The 15579-nt window shown below is 46.1% G+C and carries 17 protein-coding genes and 3 tRNA genes; 10 read left to right on the plus strand and 10 right to left on the minus strand.

Annotation, left to right across the window (positions count from 1 at the left end; genetic code table 11):
• The first annotated feature begins 356 nt into the window (after positions 1 to 356).
• Positions 357 to 851, plus strand: coding sequence for a hypothetical protein (locus tag GK108_RS28335; RefSeq protein ID WP_163954969.1), 495 nt, complete (start codon positions 357 to 359; stop codon positions 849 to 851).
• A gap of 350 nt (positions 852 to 1201) precedes the next feature.
• Here the strand turns inward: GK108_RS28335 and GK108_RS28340 are convergent.
• The 3 genes from GK108_RS28340 to GK108_RS28350 all read right to left on the minus strand — a co-directional run bounded on the left by GK108_RS28340 (position 1202) and on the right by GK108_RS28350 (position 1561).
• A tRNA-Arg gene (locus GK108_RS28340) sits at positions 1202 to 1275 on the minus strand.
• A gap of 95 nt (positions 1276 to 1370) precedes the next feature.
• Positions 1371 to 1444: transfer RNA gene (locus tag GK108_RS28345), tRNA-Pro, on the minus strand.
• Positions 1445 to 1474: 30 nt separating this feature from the next.
• A tRNA-Ser gene (locus GK108_RS28350) sits at positions 1475 to 1561 on the minus strand.
• A gap of 338 nt (positions 1562 to 1899) precedes the next feature.
• Between GK108_RS28350 and GK108_RS28355 the strand changes: the two genes are divergently transcribed.
• The 7 genes from GK108_RS28355 to cdaA all read left to right on the plus strand — a co-directional run bounded on the left by GK108_RS28355 (position 1900) and on the right by cdaA (position 8138).
• Positions 1900 to 2691 carry a vWA domain-containing protein gene (locus GK108_RS28355; RefSeq protein ID WP_317166591.1) on the plus strand — a complete coding sequence of 264 codons (792 nt, stop codon included), beginning with the start codon at positions 1900 to 1902 and terminating at the stop codon, positions 2689 to 2691.
• Between the two features lie 52 nt (positions 2692 to 2743).
• Positions 2744 to 3439 carry a tetratricopeptide repeat protein gene (locus tag GK108_RS28360; RefSeq protein WP_163954971.1) on the plus strand — a complete coding sequence of 232 codons (696 nt, stop codon included), beginning with the start codon at positions 2744 to 2746 and terminating at the stop codon, positions 3437 to 3439.
• 101 nt (positions 3440 to 3540) lie between these two features.
• Entirely contained in the window at positions 3541 to 4716 is a 1176-nt protein-coding gene (locus GK108_RS28365) for an acetyl-CoA C-acyltransferase (RefSeq protein WP_163954972.1), read from the plus strand.
• Between the two features lie 60 nt (positions 4717 to 4776).
• Positions 4777 to 5715: a phosphoribosylaminoimidazolesuccinocarboxamide synthase gene (locus tag GK108_RS28370; protein WP_163954973.1), complete on the plus strand. Its 939-nt coding sequence runs from the start codon at positions 4777 to 4779 to the stop codon at positions 5713 to 5715.
• Between the two features lie 126 nt (positions 5716 to 5841).
• Positions 5842 to 6258 carry an STAS domain-containing protein gene (locus tag GK108_RS28375; RefSeq protein WP_163954974.1) on the plus strand — a complete coding sequence of 139 codons (417 nt, stop codon included), beginning with the start codon at positions 5842 to 5844 and terminating at the stop codon, positions 6256 to 6258.
• Positions 6215 to 7231: a ribonuclease Z gene (locus GK108_RS28380; protein WP_163954975.1), complete on the plus strand. Its 1017-nt coding sequence runs from the start codon at positions 6215 to 6217 to the stop codon at positions 7229 to 7231. The genes GK108_RS28375 and GK108_RS28380 overlap by 44 nt, the downstream gene beginning before the upstream one ends.
• Before the next feature lie 91 nt (positions 7232 to 7322).
• A complete protein-coding gene (cdaA, locus tag GK108_RS28385) occupies positions 7323 to 8138 on the plus strand; it encodes a diadenylate cyclase CdaA (protein WP_163954976.1) in 816 nt (271 codons plus the stop codon).
• Between the two features lie 79 nt (positions 8139 to 8217).
• Here cdaA and GK108_RS28390 read toward each other — a convergent pair whose 3' ends face one another.
• Both GK108_RS28390 and GK108_RS31125 read right to left on the minus strand, forming a co-directional pair.
• On the minus strand, positions 8218 to 8625 hold the full coding sequence (locus GK108_RS28390) for a DUF4332 domain-containing protein (RefSeq protein ID WP_163954977.1): 408 nt from the start codon (positions 8623 to 8625) through the stop codon (positions 8218 to 8220).
• A gap of 79 nt (positions 8626 to 8704) precedes the next feature.
• The gene (locus tag GK108_RS31125) at positions 8705 to 8881 is read right to left on the minus strand and encodes a hypothetical protein (RefSeq protein ID WP_170305425.1); all 177 of its coding nucleotides are present in this window, start codon (positions 8879 to 8881) and stop codon (positions 8705 to 8707) included.
• Positions 8882 to 9071: 190 nt separating this feature from the next.
• Here GK108_RS31125 and GK108_RS28395 point away from each other — a divergent pair, with 190 nt between their 5' ends.
• The gene (locus tag GK108_RS28395) at positions 9072 to 10118 is read left to right on the plus strand and encodes a S1C family serine protease (protein ID WP_163954978.1); all 1047 of its coding nucleotides are present in this window, start codon (positions 9072 to 9074) and stop codon (positions 10116 to 10118) included.
• Positions 10119 to 10282: 164 nt separating this feature from the next.
• Positions 10283 to 10870 (plus strand): outer membrane beta-barrel protein, encoded by a 588-nt coding sequence (locus tag GK108_RS28400; RefSeq protein WP_163954979.1) that lies wholly within the window; start codon positions 10283 to 10285, stop codon positions 10868 to 10870.
• A gap of 68 nt (positions 10871 to 10938) precedes the next feature.
• On the opposite strand, the gene GK108_RS28405 is transcribed toward GK108_RS28400, so the two are convergent.
• The 5 genes from GK108_RS28405 to GK108_RS28425 form a co-directional block, all read right to left on the minus strand.
• A complete protein-coding gene (locus GK108_RS28405) occupies positions 10939 to 11889 on the minus strand; it encodes a DUF2279 domain-containing protein (protein ID WP_246225245.1) in 951 nt (316 codons plus the stop codon).
• A gap of 137 nt (positions 11890 to 12026) precedes the next feature.
• A complete protein-coding gene (gene hemW / locus GK108_RS28410) occupies positions 12027 to 13163 on the minus strand; it encodes a radical SAM family heme chaperone HemW (RefSeq protein ID WP_163954980.1) in 1137 nt (378 codons plus the stop codon).
• A 455-nt stretch (positions 13164 to 13618) separates the two neighbouring features.
• On the minus strand, positions 13619 to 14416 hold the full coding sequence (locus GK108_RS28415; RefSeq protein WP_163954981.1) for a PhzF family phenazine biosynthesis protein: 798 nt from the start codon (positions 14414 to 14416) through the stop codon (positions 13619 to 13621).
• Between the two features lie 81 nt (positions 14417 to 14497).
• Positions 14498 to 15187 (minus strand): hexitol phosphatase HxpB, encoded by a 690-nt coding sequence (hxpB, locus tag GK108_RS28420; RefSeq protein WP_163954982.1) that lies wholly within the window; start codon positions 15185 to 15187, stop codon positions 14498 to 14500.
• A 90-nt stretch (positions 15188 to 15277) separates the two neighbouring features.
• On the minus strand, positions 15278 to 15559 hold the full coding sequence (locus GK108_RS28425; protein ID WP_163954983.1) for a YciI family protein: 282 nt from the start codon (positions 15557 to 15559) through the stop codon (positions 15278 to 15280).
• Positions 15560 to 15579 lie beyond the last annotated feature (20 nt).

The raw sequence follows: 15579 nt of genomic DNA on the forward strand, positions 1-15579 counted from the left end.
TACTTATTTTGGTGTGGATATGTATAAAATCCCTACTGACTCTGTCGATAGGGATTTTTGACCAACTAATTTAGCCCTTAGGCCGGAATACCTTCTCTCATAGCTCCTAACCCGCGCCATCCAAAGCGGACTATTTAGCGCTGCGCTTGATAATCGATTAAGTACGAGCCAACCTTCTGGAACACCAGAATTATTTACAGCTACTACAGAGACGGATATTGCTATCATCCATTAAGCCGTTAATGACTCATCCAACTAAGCTATAGCCAGTGTTATAAAACACTATTAATTGAACGAGTTTTAAACTTTAATCTGAATTTATATCTAATGAGCAGTAATAACGTTAACTCTCATTTATGAAATCGTTAAAAGGTACAGCATTGATTATGCTGATTGCATTGTTAATAGGCTCCGGTTTTACTAACCATAAAAAAACCAAGCAACCGCTACATATCCAGATTAAAACAATTCTGAAAGCGAGAGAGCTCTGGGTTAACCTAACCTTCTCCAACCAGTCAAAACAGCCCATTTACCTCAATAAACTGGACATTGGCATGAGCCCCAGACTGATGAATAAGCTCTTTCTGGTCAAAGAAGGCGGGCAGGAGATTGCCTATACGGGTGTGATGGTTAAACGGAGAACACCCACACTAGAAGATTTCGTGTTGCTAGAGCCAGGCAAAAGTGTGAAAACATCGATACGTCTTGATCAATCGTATGCCTTCAAGCCGGGCAAACACCGTTACATTATTCAGTACAGCCACTATCATGGATCACCTAACGATGAGTCGATCCTGAATGAGTTTACGTCAAACCCTTATTCTTTTAGCTTCTCAGCAGTGCCTAAATAGAACTGAGTTTGCGTAATACATTCAAATGCTGAGTCAAAATATCCACAAACGACTTTGACCGTAGTCAGCGTTATCAGTACAGCTAGCCCCTAGATCAGGGGCTTCTGACTTACGAAAAGCTCCGTTTCACTTTGAACGGTAATGAATAATCTTTTGTCGTTCGAGTTGCGGCAAAACCGAAATGCGCTAAATCGTATTGCTACGAGAGGAATTCATATATTAGCAAGGACGGCGCTTGTAGATTAAACTGAAAGCCACAACTTTTGGACTTGATCTTTAAAAATAGCAATGTGGGCGAGTAGAAAACAAAAAAGCACTCAACATTTCTGCTAAGTGCTTGACTTTCAGCGTGATCCCGAAGCGACTCGAACGCTTGACCGTCTGCTTAGAAGGCAGATGCTCTATCCAACTGAGCTACAGGACCAAAAAAGAAAAAAGTTTATAGTTTTTAGCTAAAAGGCTTACAGTTAACAAACCAACTGAAGACCATAAAACCGAAAAACTATAAACTTTTTAGTGTCGGGGTGGCAGGATTCGAACCTACGACCTCCTGCTCCCAAAGCAGGCGCGATACCGGGCTACGCTACACCCCGAAAATTTAGCTTTCTCTTCAGATCGCTCTGCGGAGAGAGAGGGATTCGAACCCTCGGTACCGTTACCAGTACGACAGTTTAGCAAACTGTTCCTTTCGGCCTCTCAGGCATCTCTCCGTAGCCTCTCGTCCGTTCCCGAACGATTGGGACACAAAGGTAGAGCGATTTTTCGTTCATAGCAATAGGTAGCGCATAAAATCTTTTTATAATTATTATTTTCGCCCATCCTCATCAAGTCCTAAACACATGCAACTCTATCACGATCAGGCCCATTACTGTATTTCATGAATTGGTTATATTCGTTATCAAGAACAGATTTTTTTTTATTTGGCCTCTTTTTCTTCTTCTACGGGCTCTATATTTTCAGAACATTCAGGCTCGCTCAGCAGCTTAATACGTCGGCTTGGGGGGTCATACCGAAATTCTTTTTACGTAGTAGTTATCTAATCCTATTAGTGCTTGCACTACTGGGACCTTCTTTTGGCGAAAGCAGTCAAACACTAACAACAACGGGACGCGACGTCTATTTTTTAATTGACGTATCGCGGTCAATGGACGCAACAGATGCCGCTCCCACTCGACTGGAGCGTGTCAAATATGATCTTGGCCAACTATGCGATACCTTACCGAGCGACCGGTTTGGATTAATTCTGACGGCTAATGAATCATTTGTCTTATCGCCCTTGACCGCCGATCACGATGCCCTCAAACGATTTATCCGCGATATACGAACGAATCAGCAGACAGGTAATGGAACTGATCTCTGTTCCGCTATTACGCTGGCTCACCAAAAATTCGTAACTGACTCGTCAACACGTCTAAATGCAAGAGCAATCGTTTTATTTAGCGATGGCGAAAATTTTGGCACCTGTAGTCGAACGAATCTATCTGCCTTACGAACGGCCGGTCTACCACTCATCACGGTTGGCGTCGGTACCGACATGGGCTCATCTATTCGCCAGGGCCGGGATTTTATCCGGGATGATGCCGGGCAAATTGTGCGTAGTCAACTAAATAGATCATTTCTTCAGCAATTGGCCAGCGATGGCAATGGACAATATATCGAAGCAACGAACAATCGGCCATACATACGCGAATTAGCCAGTCTACTTATGGCTCAGCAAGGGTTTCGCATCGATCAAAATCAAGTTTCTGTTTCGTCAAATAAGTATTTTTATTTTCTGATAGCTGCTCTCGTTTTACTTACTTTTGACCTGATGGTAACGGTAAGGACGTTCAGATTATGAAAGCATCTCAAACTTTCGCCTTATTTTTGGCTCCAGATGCGTTAATAACGTAATGACTTATTTATTCATTTTGGTGTGGCTCTGGTGGGAGATGCCTCACTCACTAAACCAGATTTCTCGGAATAATGAAGCTCGGCAGGAGGCTGAGGTCGCTTACGAAGCCGGCGATTACGTGCGTGCCATGCACTTATACGCTAACCTCAGCCGCATCACAACCACTATTGATCCGGGCGTACGCTTAAACTTAGGGCACACCTATTTTCAGCTTAAACGATATGGTAAAGCCCGCTCTCAATATGAGACGCTGCTTCGCTCAGACCGTTCCGATTTACGGACTATTGCTGCTACGCAACTAGGTGTCATTGCCTGCTTTCAGCAGGATTCCGCTTCGGCACTGAAACTATTTGAACTGGCGTTATTGGAGAATCCAGATAACGAAGCAGCTCGCTACGATTTCGAACTAATTAAAAAACGTTTTTCGGGGCAAATACCCAATCAAACATCCCGGAAGAAATCGGCTGAAACCAATTCGCAACAGCCCAGCAAACCACAATCGTCAAGCAGACAACAGGTTGAGCGATCTAATCGGCAGGATGAATTGTTGAATCGTTTTCAACGTCTGAATATTAGCGAAGAACAGGCGCTTCAACTACTCGATGCCATGCAGGACGACGATTTACCGTATGCCTTAACGCAATCGGCACGTCAGTCGACGGCCAAAAAAGCGTCGAATGGTAGCCGCTGGTAGTATAAGCCCTACAATCAGGTTGCTATGTTGTAGTATCGTTGCCTGATTTGATAACTGTAGCCAGCTCAGCATCCATCTGGCTGAACTTAACGAAATAGACCATGAACGAAGTCGTAATAATTTCTGCTGTTCGAACACCTATTGGGTCTTTTGGTGGTATTTTTTCCAGTCTGTCGGCCACAGATCTGGGTGCTGCCGCTATTCGGGGGGCATTGGCTCGCGCGGGTGTTTCGCCCGATCAGGTACAGGAAGTTTATATGGGTAACGTAGTATCGGCTAATCTGGGCCAGGCACCGGCCAAACAGGCAGCTGTTAAGGCCGGACTACCGACCAACATTCCCTGCACTACGATCAATAAAGTATGTGCATCGGGAACGAAATCAATTATGCTAGCCGCTCAAAGTATTCAATTAGGGTTAGCTGATGTCGTGATTGCAGGAGGGATGGAGAGCATGTCTAACGCTCCGTACTACGTCCCTAAGGCCCGTTTTGGATATAAATATGGCAATGGCGAACTAGTCGACGGCCTCGCTCGCGACGGACTGGTCGATGCATACGATCAATGTTCAATGGGTGTCTTTGCCGATCAAACGGCTAGTAAGTACACCATTAGTCGAGAAGATCAGGACAAGTACACCATTCAGTCATACCGACGAGCCGAGGATAGTACGCAGACAGGAGTCTTCAATTCCGAAATTGTTCCTGTTGACGTAACAGGCCGAAAAGGAGCCACGACCGTAACCGAAGATGAAGAATACAAGAATGTCATCTACGATAAAATTCCAACCCTTAAGCCAGCTTTTAGCTCAGAAGGAACAGTAACCGCAGCCAGTTCTTCGCCCATTAGCGATGGCGCTGCTGCACTCGTGATCATGAGTCGCCGGAAGGCCGACGAGTTAGGATTAAAGCCTTTGGCACGTATCGTTGCCTATGCCGATGCCGAACAAGATCCGCAATGGTTTACAACAGCCCCAACGAAAGCTGTACCTTTGGCCCTTGAACGGGCAGGGCTGGCTATTGATGACATTGATTATTTTGAGGTAAATGAAGCCTTTTCGGTGGTGCCACTCGCCTTTAGCCAACTGTTGAACGTACCACAGGAAAAACTGAATGTGCTGGGCGGAGCAGTCTCCATTGGTCATCCTCTGGGTGCATCAGGAGCCCGGATCGTAACGACGCTGACGAACGTACTGCAACAAAAAAGTGGCCGATATGGAGCCGCAGGCATTTGCAACGGTGGCGGAGGAGCCTCAGCCATTATCATAGAAAAACTATAAATAAGGTTGTCACTTTCTCCGGTCTTCACCCACAGAGAGTGATAAACAGACAATGAGTTAATGACTATACAAGAAACCAACTTTCAATTCCCTGGCCAAACGGGCTTCTACCGAGGTAAAGTTCGGGATGTTTATTCCTTCCCCGATAAGCTGGTCATGATTGCTTCTGACCGTATATCTGCTTTCGACGTAGTGCTTCCCCGCCCTATTCCCTACAAAGGTCAGGTTTTGAACCAGACAGCCGCCCATTTCCTGAAAGCAACGGCCGATATTGTTCCAAACTGGCTGCTCGACGTACCAGACCCTAATGTAAGTGTTGGTCTGCGCTGTGAACCCTATGCCGTTGAAATGGTCGTGCGGGGTTATCTGGCTGGTCATGCCTGGCGTCAATACCGCGATGGTCATCGGACGTTATGTGGAGTAGCGCTGCCTGAAGGTCTCCGCGAAAATGATCGTTTGCCAACTCCCATTATTACGCCATCAACGAAAGCCCACGAAGGCCACGATGAAGACATTAGCCGGGAAGAAATCATAAGCCAGGGTATCGTAAAAGAAGATGAGTATGTTCAGTTAGAACAATACGCGTTGGCTTTATTTAATCGCGGTACGGCGATGGCAGCCGAACGAGGCCTGATTCTCGTTGATACCAAATATGAGTTTGGGAATCTGAATGGCAAAGTCTATCTGATTGATGAAGTCCACACGCCCGACTCATCACGCTATTTTTACGCTGATACGTACGAAGCAAACCTAACAGCTAATCAGCCCCAAAAGCAGCTATCGAAAGAATTTGTTCGGGAATGGCTCATTGCCAACGGATTTCAGGGCAAAACGGGGCAAACAGTGCCAGTTATGTCCGACGAGTGGGTAGCCCAGATATCGGCGCGTTATATTGAGCTTTTTGAGACGGTTACGGGACAGCAATTTCAGCCCGCCGACCCAAGTATCGATCCTCAACAACGTATTGAAACCAATATCAGTCAATCACTTTCTAACTAAGTTATCGACGTAGTTTAGTCTGTTATCGCCCATGCAGTGAACGTAGACACACTTGTCGAGCAGTAACGTAACACATGTTTAATGCGGCATTGTTATAAAACCAAAAACCTTCAACCAACTAATTCCATGAATTATACGATTGAAAAAAACGAACAATATGCGCTGATTCGATTAGCCGATGGTGAGTTTAGTGAAGAAATTCCGGCTGACTTCGAGAATCTAAGCCGTTCGCTATTTCGGGAAGGCTACAGCAACATTATTGTCGATATGGCCCCTGTTCAGGCGGTTGATCAGGCAGGCGTAGCGACCATTCGGAAAATAAACCGACAATGTACCAACGAAGTCGGCTTATTGGTGTTAGTGACAAAGAATGATACCTTGATTGACTTTCTGGACAAGTCCAATATCGGCGATTTAACGATTCTACCTACCGTAGAAGAAGCCGTAGATGCGGTGTTCATGAATGAATTGGAGAATGATTTTCGTAGTGAGGAAGACGATGAGTACGACGCAGGAGGAAGCATCGGCAGAGATGCCGATTAACAGTCAACGTTTGCATCAGGATAATGAACACTCAAAACCCGCCAACCCCGCCTTTGCTCTAACGATCTTAGGAGCGGGGTCGGCTACGCCCACATTACGGTATCATCCAACAGCGCAGCTACTCACAGTTGGTAACGACTATATGCTTATCGACTGTGGCGAAGGAACTCAACTTCGATTACTGGAGCAGAAGTTTCGCCCAAACCGGCTGCGATATATTTTTATTTCGCATCTCCACGGCGATCATTATTTTGGCTTACCTCCCCTCTTATCGACACTCAATCTGGCTGGCCGAACAGATGATCTCTTTCTTTTTGGTCCACGGGGTCTGGATGAGGTTTTGACAACAATTTTCCGCGTATCGGACTCCCGACTGGGCTATCGAATCCATTTTCAGGCTGTTGACCCGGATAAAGCGACGATGCTGCTCGACCATCCGCAACTGACGGTTGAATCAATTCCCCTTCAGCATCGAATTGACTGTTCGGGTTATCTATTTCGCGAGAAACCGCACCCACGCCGGTTGCTACGCGAACGTCTACCCAATGACATTCCGGTTCAATACCTGAAATTATTGAAAGATGGGCACGATATTCTGAATCAGGAAGGCCAGATCATTCATGCCTCCGAGGATGTTACGGAACCTGCTCCCCCCGCCCGTTCGTTTGCTTTTTGTTCCGACACACGCTACGTAGAAGGCTTAGTGCCTCAGCTACGTAACGTTGATCTGCTTTATCATGAAGCTACGTTCCTCGAAGACAATGCACAACGAGCCGCCGAGGTGTTTCATTCTACGGCTAAACAGGCGGCTTCCATTGCCGCAAAAGCAGCAGTAGGCCGACTGTTGATTGGTCATTTTTCGTCACGGTATAAACAGTACGAGTCATTTGTTAGCGAAGCCAGGAGTGTTTTTCCTGAAACGTATATTGCAACGGAAGGAGAAACCATAGCCATTGAAAGTTGGAATAAGTAAGATTTCTGGCGGTCCGGTGCCGTTCAGCATGATTTTGTAAACTCCCGCCAGAAACTACTTATATTTAGCCCCAAATATTCGCTATTCATACATGTTAGCCTTTCGCTTAGGCTTTTTGGATGTCGGCTGGCTCGACCTGCTCGACATTTCACTAGTTGCCCTACTGATTTATCAGATTTATAATCTTGTCCGGGGTAGCGTTGCTAGTCGGGTGTTTATTGGCTACCTACTGGTTTATTTAGCCTATCTGTTGGTTAAAGCGCTGGGTCTGAACCTCCTGACTACTATTCTCGAATACTTTATTAGTGTTGGGGCTTTAGCGCTGATTATCATTTTTCAGCAGGAAATCAGGCGCTTTCTTTTGTTAATTGGCAAATCAACCAACGTAGCAAACAGCCGCTGGATACGGCGCTGGCTGCTACGTCAACCGGGTTCTGCTGAACCCATTACTCCGCTACGTCCTATTCTGGACGCCTGCAAAACACTAGGAGCTGAATTTGCGGGCGGGTTAATCGTTATTCGCAAAAACGACGATCTGGAAAAATTCATGCATTCAGGCGAATCGATCGACGCAGAGATATCTAAACCATTGCTCCTGGCTATTTTTAGTCAGTATAGTCCGCTACACGATGGAGCCGTAATTATTGGTGATGGGCGAATTCAGGCGGCTCGTTGTATTCTTCCTGTATCAGACGACGACGAACTACCTCCATCGTTAGGTTTTCGTCATCGGGCTGCTTTAGGGATGAGCGACGCTACCGATGCGGCTACGATTGCCGTTTCGGAAGAAACCGGCCGATTATCGTTAGCCCTTAACGGCGAATTGTTTACCAATCTTACTCTGACCGAATTAGAAGAAAGTTTGGTAAAGTATCTGCAGGAGCCAACTAAAAAAGCAATCGTATAGTTACATTATGCTACTTCATAAAAAAAGGAGTGATTAGGTTAAAACCTAATCACTCCTTTTTTTATGAAGTAAAGAGCTCTTAATAGTCTAACATTCGGGGTAGTTTTTTGGCCTGTTCAACAAAATCAGTCACCTGTTCAACAGACGGCGGACGTTGTGTAAACTGGCGTTTAGTGTTGATCTCGATCAATTTCGCATGCAGATTAACAGCCGAACGTTGCGCCAGTTCAACTACTGTATCAACGCCAGCTTCTTCCATTAGATCGCTATATACACGGCCTATACCTTTAATACGAGCTAAATCAGCACGGTTAGCTAACTCTAACAAAAAAGAAGGATCAATACCTATAGCTGACGCCAATGCTTTACGATCCTGAGGAGTTTTACTGGCTTCGAGCAGCGAATCACTGTCTACCAAGCCTTGTCCTTTCAAAGCGTAAACCATAGCGTCAGTAGTTCCACGAAGTTCTCCTAACGTAATACTCATAACAGATAAATAAGAGGTAGGTAAATTTTTTACTTAGTTACAGATCGACCCTCAATCTGCGTATATACTATTAACGAAATTAACGAACAAGATACTTTTTCCGAGTATCGTTTAACAGGAATTTTTTCTGAACGGTAAAACTATCGGGATGCATCTGTTCGAACTCGTCCTTCCATTCAGCATACCGTTCCGGTTCAGATTCCAGAAAGCGCTGCCTATCAATTTTTTTTAGAATCAGATAATCCTCAAAAGACATATGACAAATTGGCCTCTACTTAGTAACGTTCATACGGCAATTTATTGACTATAACAATAGATAGTAAAAGTAGTGCCGTATTACGTCTCTACTCATCTGACAAATTGACGTAATGTTACCTTAAATATATGAAAAAAACATCCTGGAACAAATCGTGAGCAGACATATGCTCACGTAAACTATAAATCGCATGAACACGCAGTTTGTGGCGTTTACCGATACGGGTTCGCAAGCAGGAAATCCCCCTGGACAAGACCAGGTTCTTCTCGATACGTATTCAAATACAGTCGTAAATGTAGCCAAAAAAGTAAGTCCCTCTGTGGTGCAGATTAAAGTTAGCGCCCGTAGCCAGAACAATGCCCAATCGGCTTCCCCAGGTCGCCGACCCGGCCAATCTCGACCCGGCAATAATGATGGCGGTACGGGCTCTGGCTTTATTATATCAACCGATGGCTATATCATCACCAATAATCACGTTGTTGCCGGGGCAACCAAAATAGATGTTGGTTTGCCAGATGGTCGCGAATTTGAGGCTACCCTCATTGGCCGCGATCCGGCAACCGATGTTGCGGTCATCAAAATTTATGCAGATGGGCTGAAAGCCATTCGTTTTGCTGATTCCAGACAAGTACAGGTTGGTCAGATAGCTATCGCCATTGGGAATCCATACGGGTTTCAGTATTCTCTGACAGCAGGTGTAGTCAGCGCCCTGGGCCGAACGCTACGTTCAGAATCAGGTCGGTTGATCGACGATGTTCTCCAGACTGATGCAGCGCTTAACCCTGGCAACTCTGGCGGGCCACTAGTTAACTCCAACGGCGACGTGATAGGCGTCAATACAGCGGTTATTCTGCCTGCTCAGGGAATTTGTTTTGCCGTATCGTCGAATTTAGCGGCTCTGGTTGCAGGCAAGTTGATTATGGAAGGTCGCGTTCGTAGGGGATATCTGGGCATTGCAGGCCAGCTTATTAATCTAACCGAACGTATCAAACAGTATAATCAGCTCACCATAAAAACAGGCGTAGTGGTTGCCAGTGTAGAAGCCGATGGCGTGGCTGGTAATAGCGAACTATTACAGGGCGATATTATTGTTGGATTTAACGGCGAACCAGTAGCGTCCGTCGACGATTTACACCGATTACTCACCGACGATACAATTGGTCGCCGTATTCAGCTAACCATACTACGTGAGAATCGGCAGAAAGGCGTATTTGTAGTACCCGGCGAACTAAAATAAACCATCGTCAAAACAGGCTTAAAAGCCTATTTATCGGCGTTCGCTCCGTCTCAGTCTGCCAGATCTAAAGATTTTTTCGCTGCTTTGATTAACAATGGCTATAAGTATATAGTTACTGCTATTAAGTTTCAGTAGTTCTTATTTACCATTCATTTCTATTTTTTATGAAACGCATTTTAGCAGTACTCTTCGTTCTAGTCGGCTTTTCAGCTTCAGCTCAGGAATTTAAGCCTTTCAAAGTTAATCTATCGATAGGCTACGCTAAACCACTTAATGCTGGTGTATCGGGTGGTGTCTTGTTCGCCGTAGAGCCTAAATATGGTTTAAGCGATAATTTTGATTTAGGTCTTCGGATTGAATTGGCGGCCGTTGCTCGTGGGATTGAAGTTAATGGCAACACAACCACTGGCGATGTAGGTGCATTTTCGTCTTACTTGCTTACGGGTAACTACCTGTTCGGCAAAGGTGGCATTCGTCCCTTTTTAGGGGTCGGAGCGGGTTTGTACAGCGTAGCTGCAGGTGGCACGGTTTCCGTTACGGATGGCCAAACACCACAACAGGTTAATCTGGTGGCAGCTACCAAATTTGGAGGAATGGTTCGGGCTGGTATTAAAGCTGGGCACTTCGTAGCTGCTGTTGAATATAACGCAGCACCAACTACCGATAACAAGTTGTCAAATACAACCATTACTAGTGAAAACGCTTATCTGGGCGTTAAGGTAGGTTTTGATATTGGCGGTGGCCGTAAATAAGCACGTTTCAGTGCGTATGAATACGAAAAGGGATCTCAGCTGAGATCCCTTTTCGTATTCATACGTACTTATTCTTTCGGCAGTATGAGCGGATGAAATCGAAAGCCTTTTACCCGATTGTATTCAAACGAAGGAGCGGGAATTTTAAAGAACTGAGCTGTGCCAATAAATCGCTGCAAAGAAGGACTGAACGTACCAATTCGGGACAAATCAGCATCCGGCGATATAAAGAATTGTCGATATCGTTCAAACTTTACTTCATTGCCATTTTGGTCGAATACACGGGGGTTATCGTGCCCGCCAATCATACCGCTACCGCTATAACCAAAATCCAGATTTAACCATCGTGGAAACGACGGCCCAACTGGCAATACAGAAGCCAGGTTGACCGATAGCCAATACTGCTGACCGTTATAATCTTTCAGCATCTGCACTCCCGTAGTACGACCTAATATATTGGGGCGATAGGGAGGAAATATAGTTTTTCGGAAGCCGTACTTTAACGTAACAACCTGTTGACCAGAGCCATACTGCTGACCCATAAAAAGGGCTGTCCCTGCTACGTTGGCGATCATATCACCTTTCGAAAAGCCCCATCCTTCCGAATAGCCGTCATACACTTCCAGGGTTGTCTGGAATAGCAAAGCCAGCAAACCACCTGTCAGAATACTAGCTCCTTCGTTTACGCCACTCCACCGCATGAGTTCGTAGCCTCCCCTACTCATGCAATAGGCCGTAGCGGCATGGCCCACTTTATCCATCTGAAGCCACTCGCGATTATCGTTGAACGAATGGAAGGGGACTTTTTTCTTATACCATTGTTTCTTCAGCATCAGCAACGTAACGGTATAAAAAGCGGCTGTTCCAATCAATACGCCAATAAATCGACCTTCACGAATACCGGCCGGATCTGTCGTTGAGGGTATAGGTGTGGCGGGAATAGGCTGAGCCCGAATAGAATGACCTGGAATAGCCACCGCCAAACTCAGTAATACCGCTACCCGCATCCAATGTTTCATGTACCAAAAGTACCAAAACAAGATGCTTAGTCGGTATCCGTTGTCAATTTTCAGATCAGAACCTTATTATTACGTACTGTCGACTACTGCCTAGCTGGTTAGTCAACGCGCAAGTCGTATAGATCGACTGCGCTACGTTAATCGACAAACAAGGATGCTGCTACCCGATCAGCAAACAGTTTACCCGCTTCCGTCAATCGGAGATAGTCGCCATCCTGCATTAGCCAGCCAGCTTCATACATGGCCTGAAGATCGTTGGCTTGCGTTTTAGCAAAATCAGCACTCAGTAATACACTTAACTCGCGTAACGAACAGCCCCACTTGGTGCGCAGGCCCGTCAATAAATAATCGTTCACCTGATCAGATACACTTAGCATTTCGAGCGTAGCGGGTACTTCTCCCCGGCGTATCGCACTGATGTACTGCGCATTATTGGCAACTGTATACTGACGGCTAACGCCATTGTATGAATGAGCACTGGGACCAACTCCTAGATACGCCTTCCGTTGCCAATAGGCCGTATTATGCCGGGCATATTGACCAGGTTTCGCAAAATTCGAGATTTCGTAATGCTCATATCCGGCCCCAGCCAGTGCCTTTGTCAATTCCTCAAACTGCTCAGCGGCCAGATTTTCATCAAGAGCAGCCAGCTTGCCTTTCTGCTGCCATCGACCAAAGGCCGTATCAGGCTCAATCGTCAACGCATAAGCCGACAGATGAGCGACGTCCAGCGACAGCATTTTTTGCAAATCAGTTTGCCATATACCTCCCTGCCGACGCTGCTCTTTCTGGTCGGGAATACCATAGATCAAATCGACGCTCATCGTCTCAAAACCAGCATCTCGCGCCAGTTGAATACAACGTTCAGCTTCTACCGCCGAATGGGCGCGATTCATCCAACGTAGCGTTTCGTCATCAAAAGTCTGGATACCAATGCTGAGCCGATTAACAAAAAGGCGTAATTGATCCAGTTTATCAACGGTAAGGTCGTCGGGGTTGGCTTCCAGCGTAATTTCAGCAGTTGAAGCAACCGAAAAATAGCGATGAATGGTCTCGAACAATTGACCCAATTCCGAAGCGGTCAGTAGCGATGGGGTACCCCCACCCAAATAAATTGTTTCGAGCGTTTTAGTCGGTAAATAATCCTTCTGTAAAGCAATTTCGGTGCAGATAGCGTCAACAAGCGCCGATTTCTGGCTCAGGTTGGTACTGAAATGAAAATCGCAATAGTGGCAGGCCTGCTTACAGAACGGAATATGAAGGTAAAGATGCATCTTACCCTAATGACAACAAAGGCAGGCATTGGGTTCCTGAGTACCGTATACTAACGACACCTGGAACGTATCACTACGTAGTGTTTAACCAATAGATTATGACTTAACTGTATTATTGCCAGTTAATCGTCGGGGCATTTTTTGCAGCGTTTGCCCTTTTTGTACTTCTTACAACATTTTTTCAGGACACATTCGCCACCTACAAACGGGTTGGCTTGAAGGACCGGCTTAGACGTTGTTAACGAAGCAAAAGACTCAGAAAGAATGAACTCAGCAGTCATTTGTACCAATTGTTTACGATACAAAGGTACGTTGTTTAGATTTATTACAAATTAAAATTAACACTAAATATTTTCTGGTAGCCCAAAATGGTGCTCTGGAGCCATTTACTACCTTTCTCTGGCATCCATTTACTACCTGTAGATGACTATATTAGCCATCTACAGGCGGCCGGGCTACATGATTTCGCCCGACAGATAGAGCTGTACCTGCCCTGAAATATCGACTCGTTCGCCTTTTAACAGGCAACGTAGATAACCTCCCCGCTTTGATAATTGAAGCGCTGTAAGGTCATTTTTACCAAGCTGTTCAGCCCAGTAAGGAACGAGCGTAGTATGCGCTGAGCCTGTTACCGGATCCTCGTCAATACCCGACTGGGGGCCAAAAAACCGGGAAACAAAATCAATCCCAGAGCCAGGTTTACCCGGAGCAGTTACGATAACACCACGGGCCGGAACGGTGCTCATCTCCCGAAAATCAGGTTCCAGGGCTTCAATCTGCGCCTGACTTTCGTAAATCAGCATATAGTCGGTTTTCCCTTTATATACCTGCAATGGCTTCTCATTGAGGCTGGTCAGCAAAGCAGGCGGCTGGACGTTCGCCTTGTGAACCGTATCGACCGGAAAATCGAGTGTTAACCAGCCATCCTCACTACGGCATACCTTTAGCTGACCGCTACGTGACTCAAAATAGATATGATCTGTTTCGGGTTTCTGCTCCAGAAAAAACACTACGTAGCCGGTCGCTAACGTAGCATGACCGCATAGATCAACTTCAACGGTTGGCGTAAACCAGCGAATATGATAATTCGCATCGCCCTCTGTTTTCACGTAGAAAGCCGTTTCGGCCAGGTTATTTTCGGCAGCAATTTGCTGCATCTGGTCGTCGGGCAACCAGTCTGTAAGGGGCACTACGGCAGCGGGGTTCCCACTAAAGAGCCGATCCGTAAACGCATCAAGTTGGTAAACACGCATGATTTCAGTGAGAAAAGTCACGAGCGATTTTCATCTTCGAAAGACAGTTATCGCCGGACAAGGTTATAGGGTATAATCTGTTTAGGAGGGTTCTTTTTTACTCATTATTTCGTCCAGCGTTCGTTGCGAAAAAGCCGTTAACGATGGCAGAATTATATCAGCAATATCAAATTTAGGGTTTGTTCGTTCAAATTCGGCAGGCACCGCCACAGTACGCATGCCAGCCGAGTAGGCCGACAAAAGTCCACTACCCGAATCCTCAAAAGTCACACAGTCGGCGGGAGCTACTCCTAACTTGCGGGCGGTCCCCAAATAAACATCGGGAGCGGGTTTGTTACGGGCCTCTAACGTAGCAGAATGCCAAAGCGTCAGATAGTCCCGAATGCGGAGCCGATCAACCACTACTTCAATTAAACTCATCGGCGATGCTGATGCAATAGCGGTAGGAATTTGCTGCCGATAAAAAAACTCCAATGCACCAATAGCACCGGGCATGGGCTCAGCTAACCGGGCAATACGTTCATGGACACCAGCGGTAATTTCTTCGCCCAGGTCGGCATTTGTTCTCCCATTGGCGGCCTGCTCTGTCCAGGGAGCACGGGCAAACCAATAATTAACGACATCTAAAATTGGCAGGCCCGTTGTTTGTTTACATTCTTCATCGGTCAGCAGCAAGCCAACGGTTGCAAACACCTCACGTTCCATAGCTCGCCAGTGGGGTTCCGAATCCACCAGCAGCCCATCCATATCAAATATTGCTGCGCGTATCAAAATCTAGCTGTAAGGGTTAAGTTCAGTCAATTGGATTGGTAGATGGCCGGGTTCGGCTGCTGACTGATACGATCAACCGAAAGCCACTTCTTATACATCGGCTTTCCGGAATGGCTTTACATCGACCGTATCCCAAACGCCTTCAACAATGTAAGGATCTGATTTGAGATAATCGTCCAGTTGCTCCTGCGTGTCAAAATCAAGCAGCAACATGGAACCAATCATAGCACCTGATGGATCGAGCAATGCACCTCCTACTAAAAAATGCCCTTTTGCCTTCAACGCCCGAACACACTCCAGATGGGCAGGCCGAACGGCCATACGGCGATCGAGTGCATTAACATGGTCGTAGGCATGAATAACGTATTGCATTAACGCTGTAACGAATTTTG

Source organism: Spirosoma terrae (assembly GCF_010435915.1).
Classification (GTDB): domain Bacteria; phylum Bacteroidota; class Bacteroidia; order Cytophagales; family Spirosomataceae; genus Spirosoma; species Spirosoma terrae.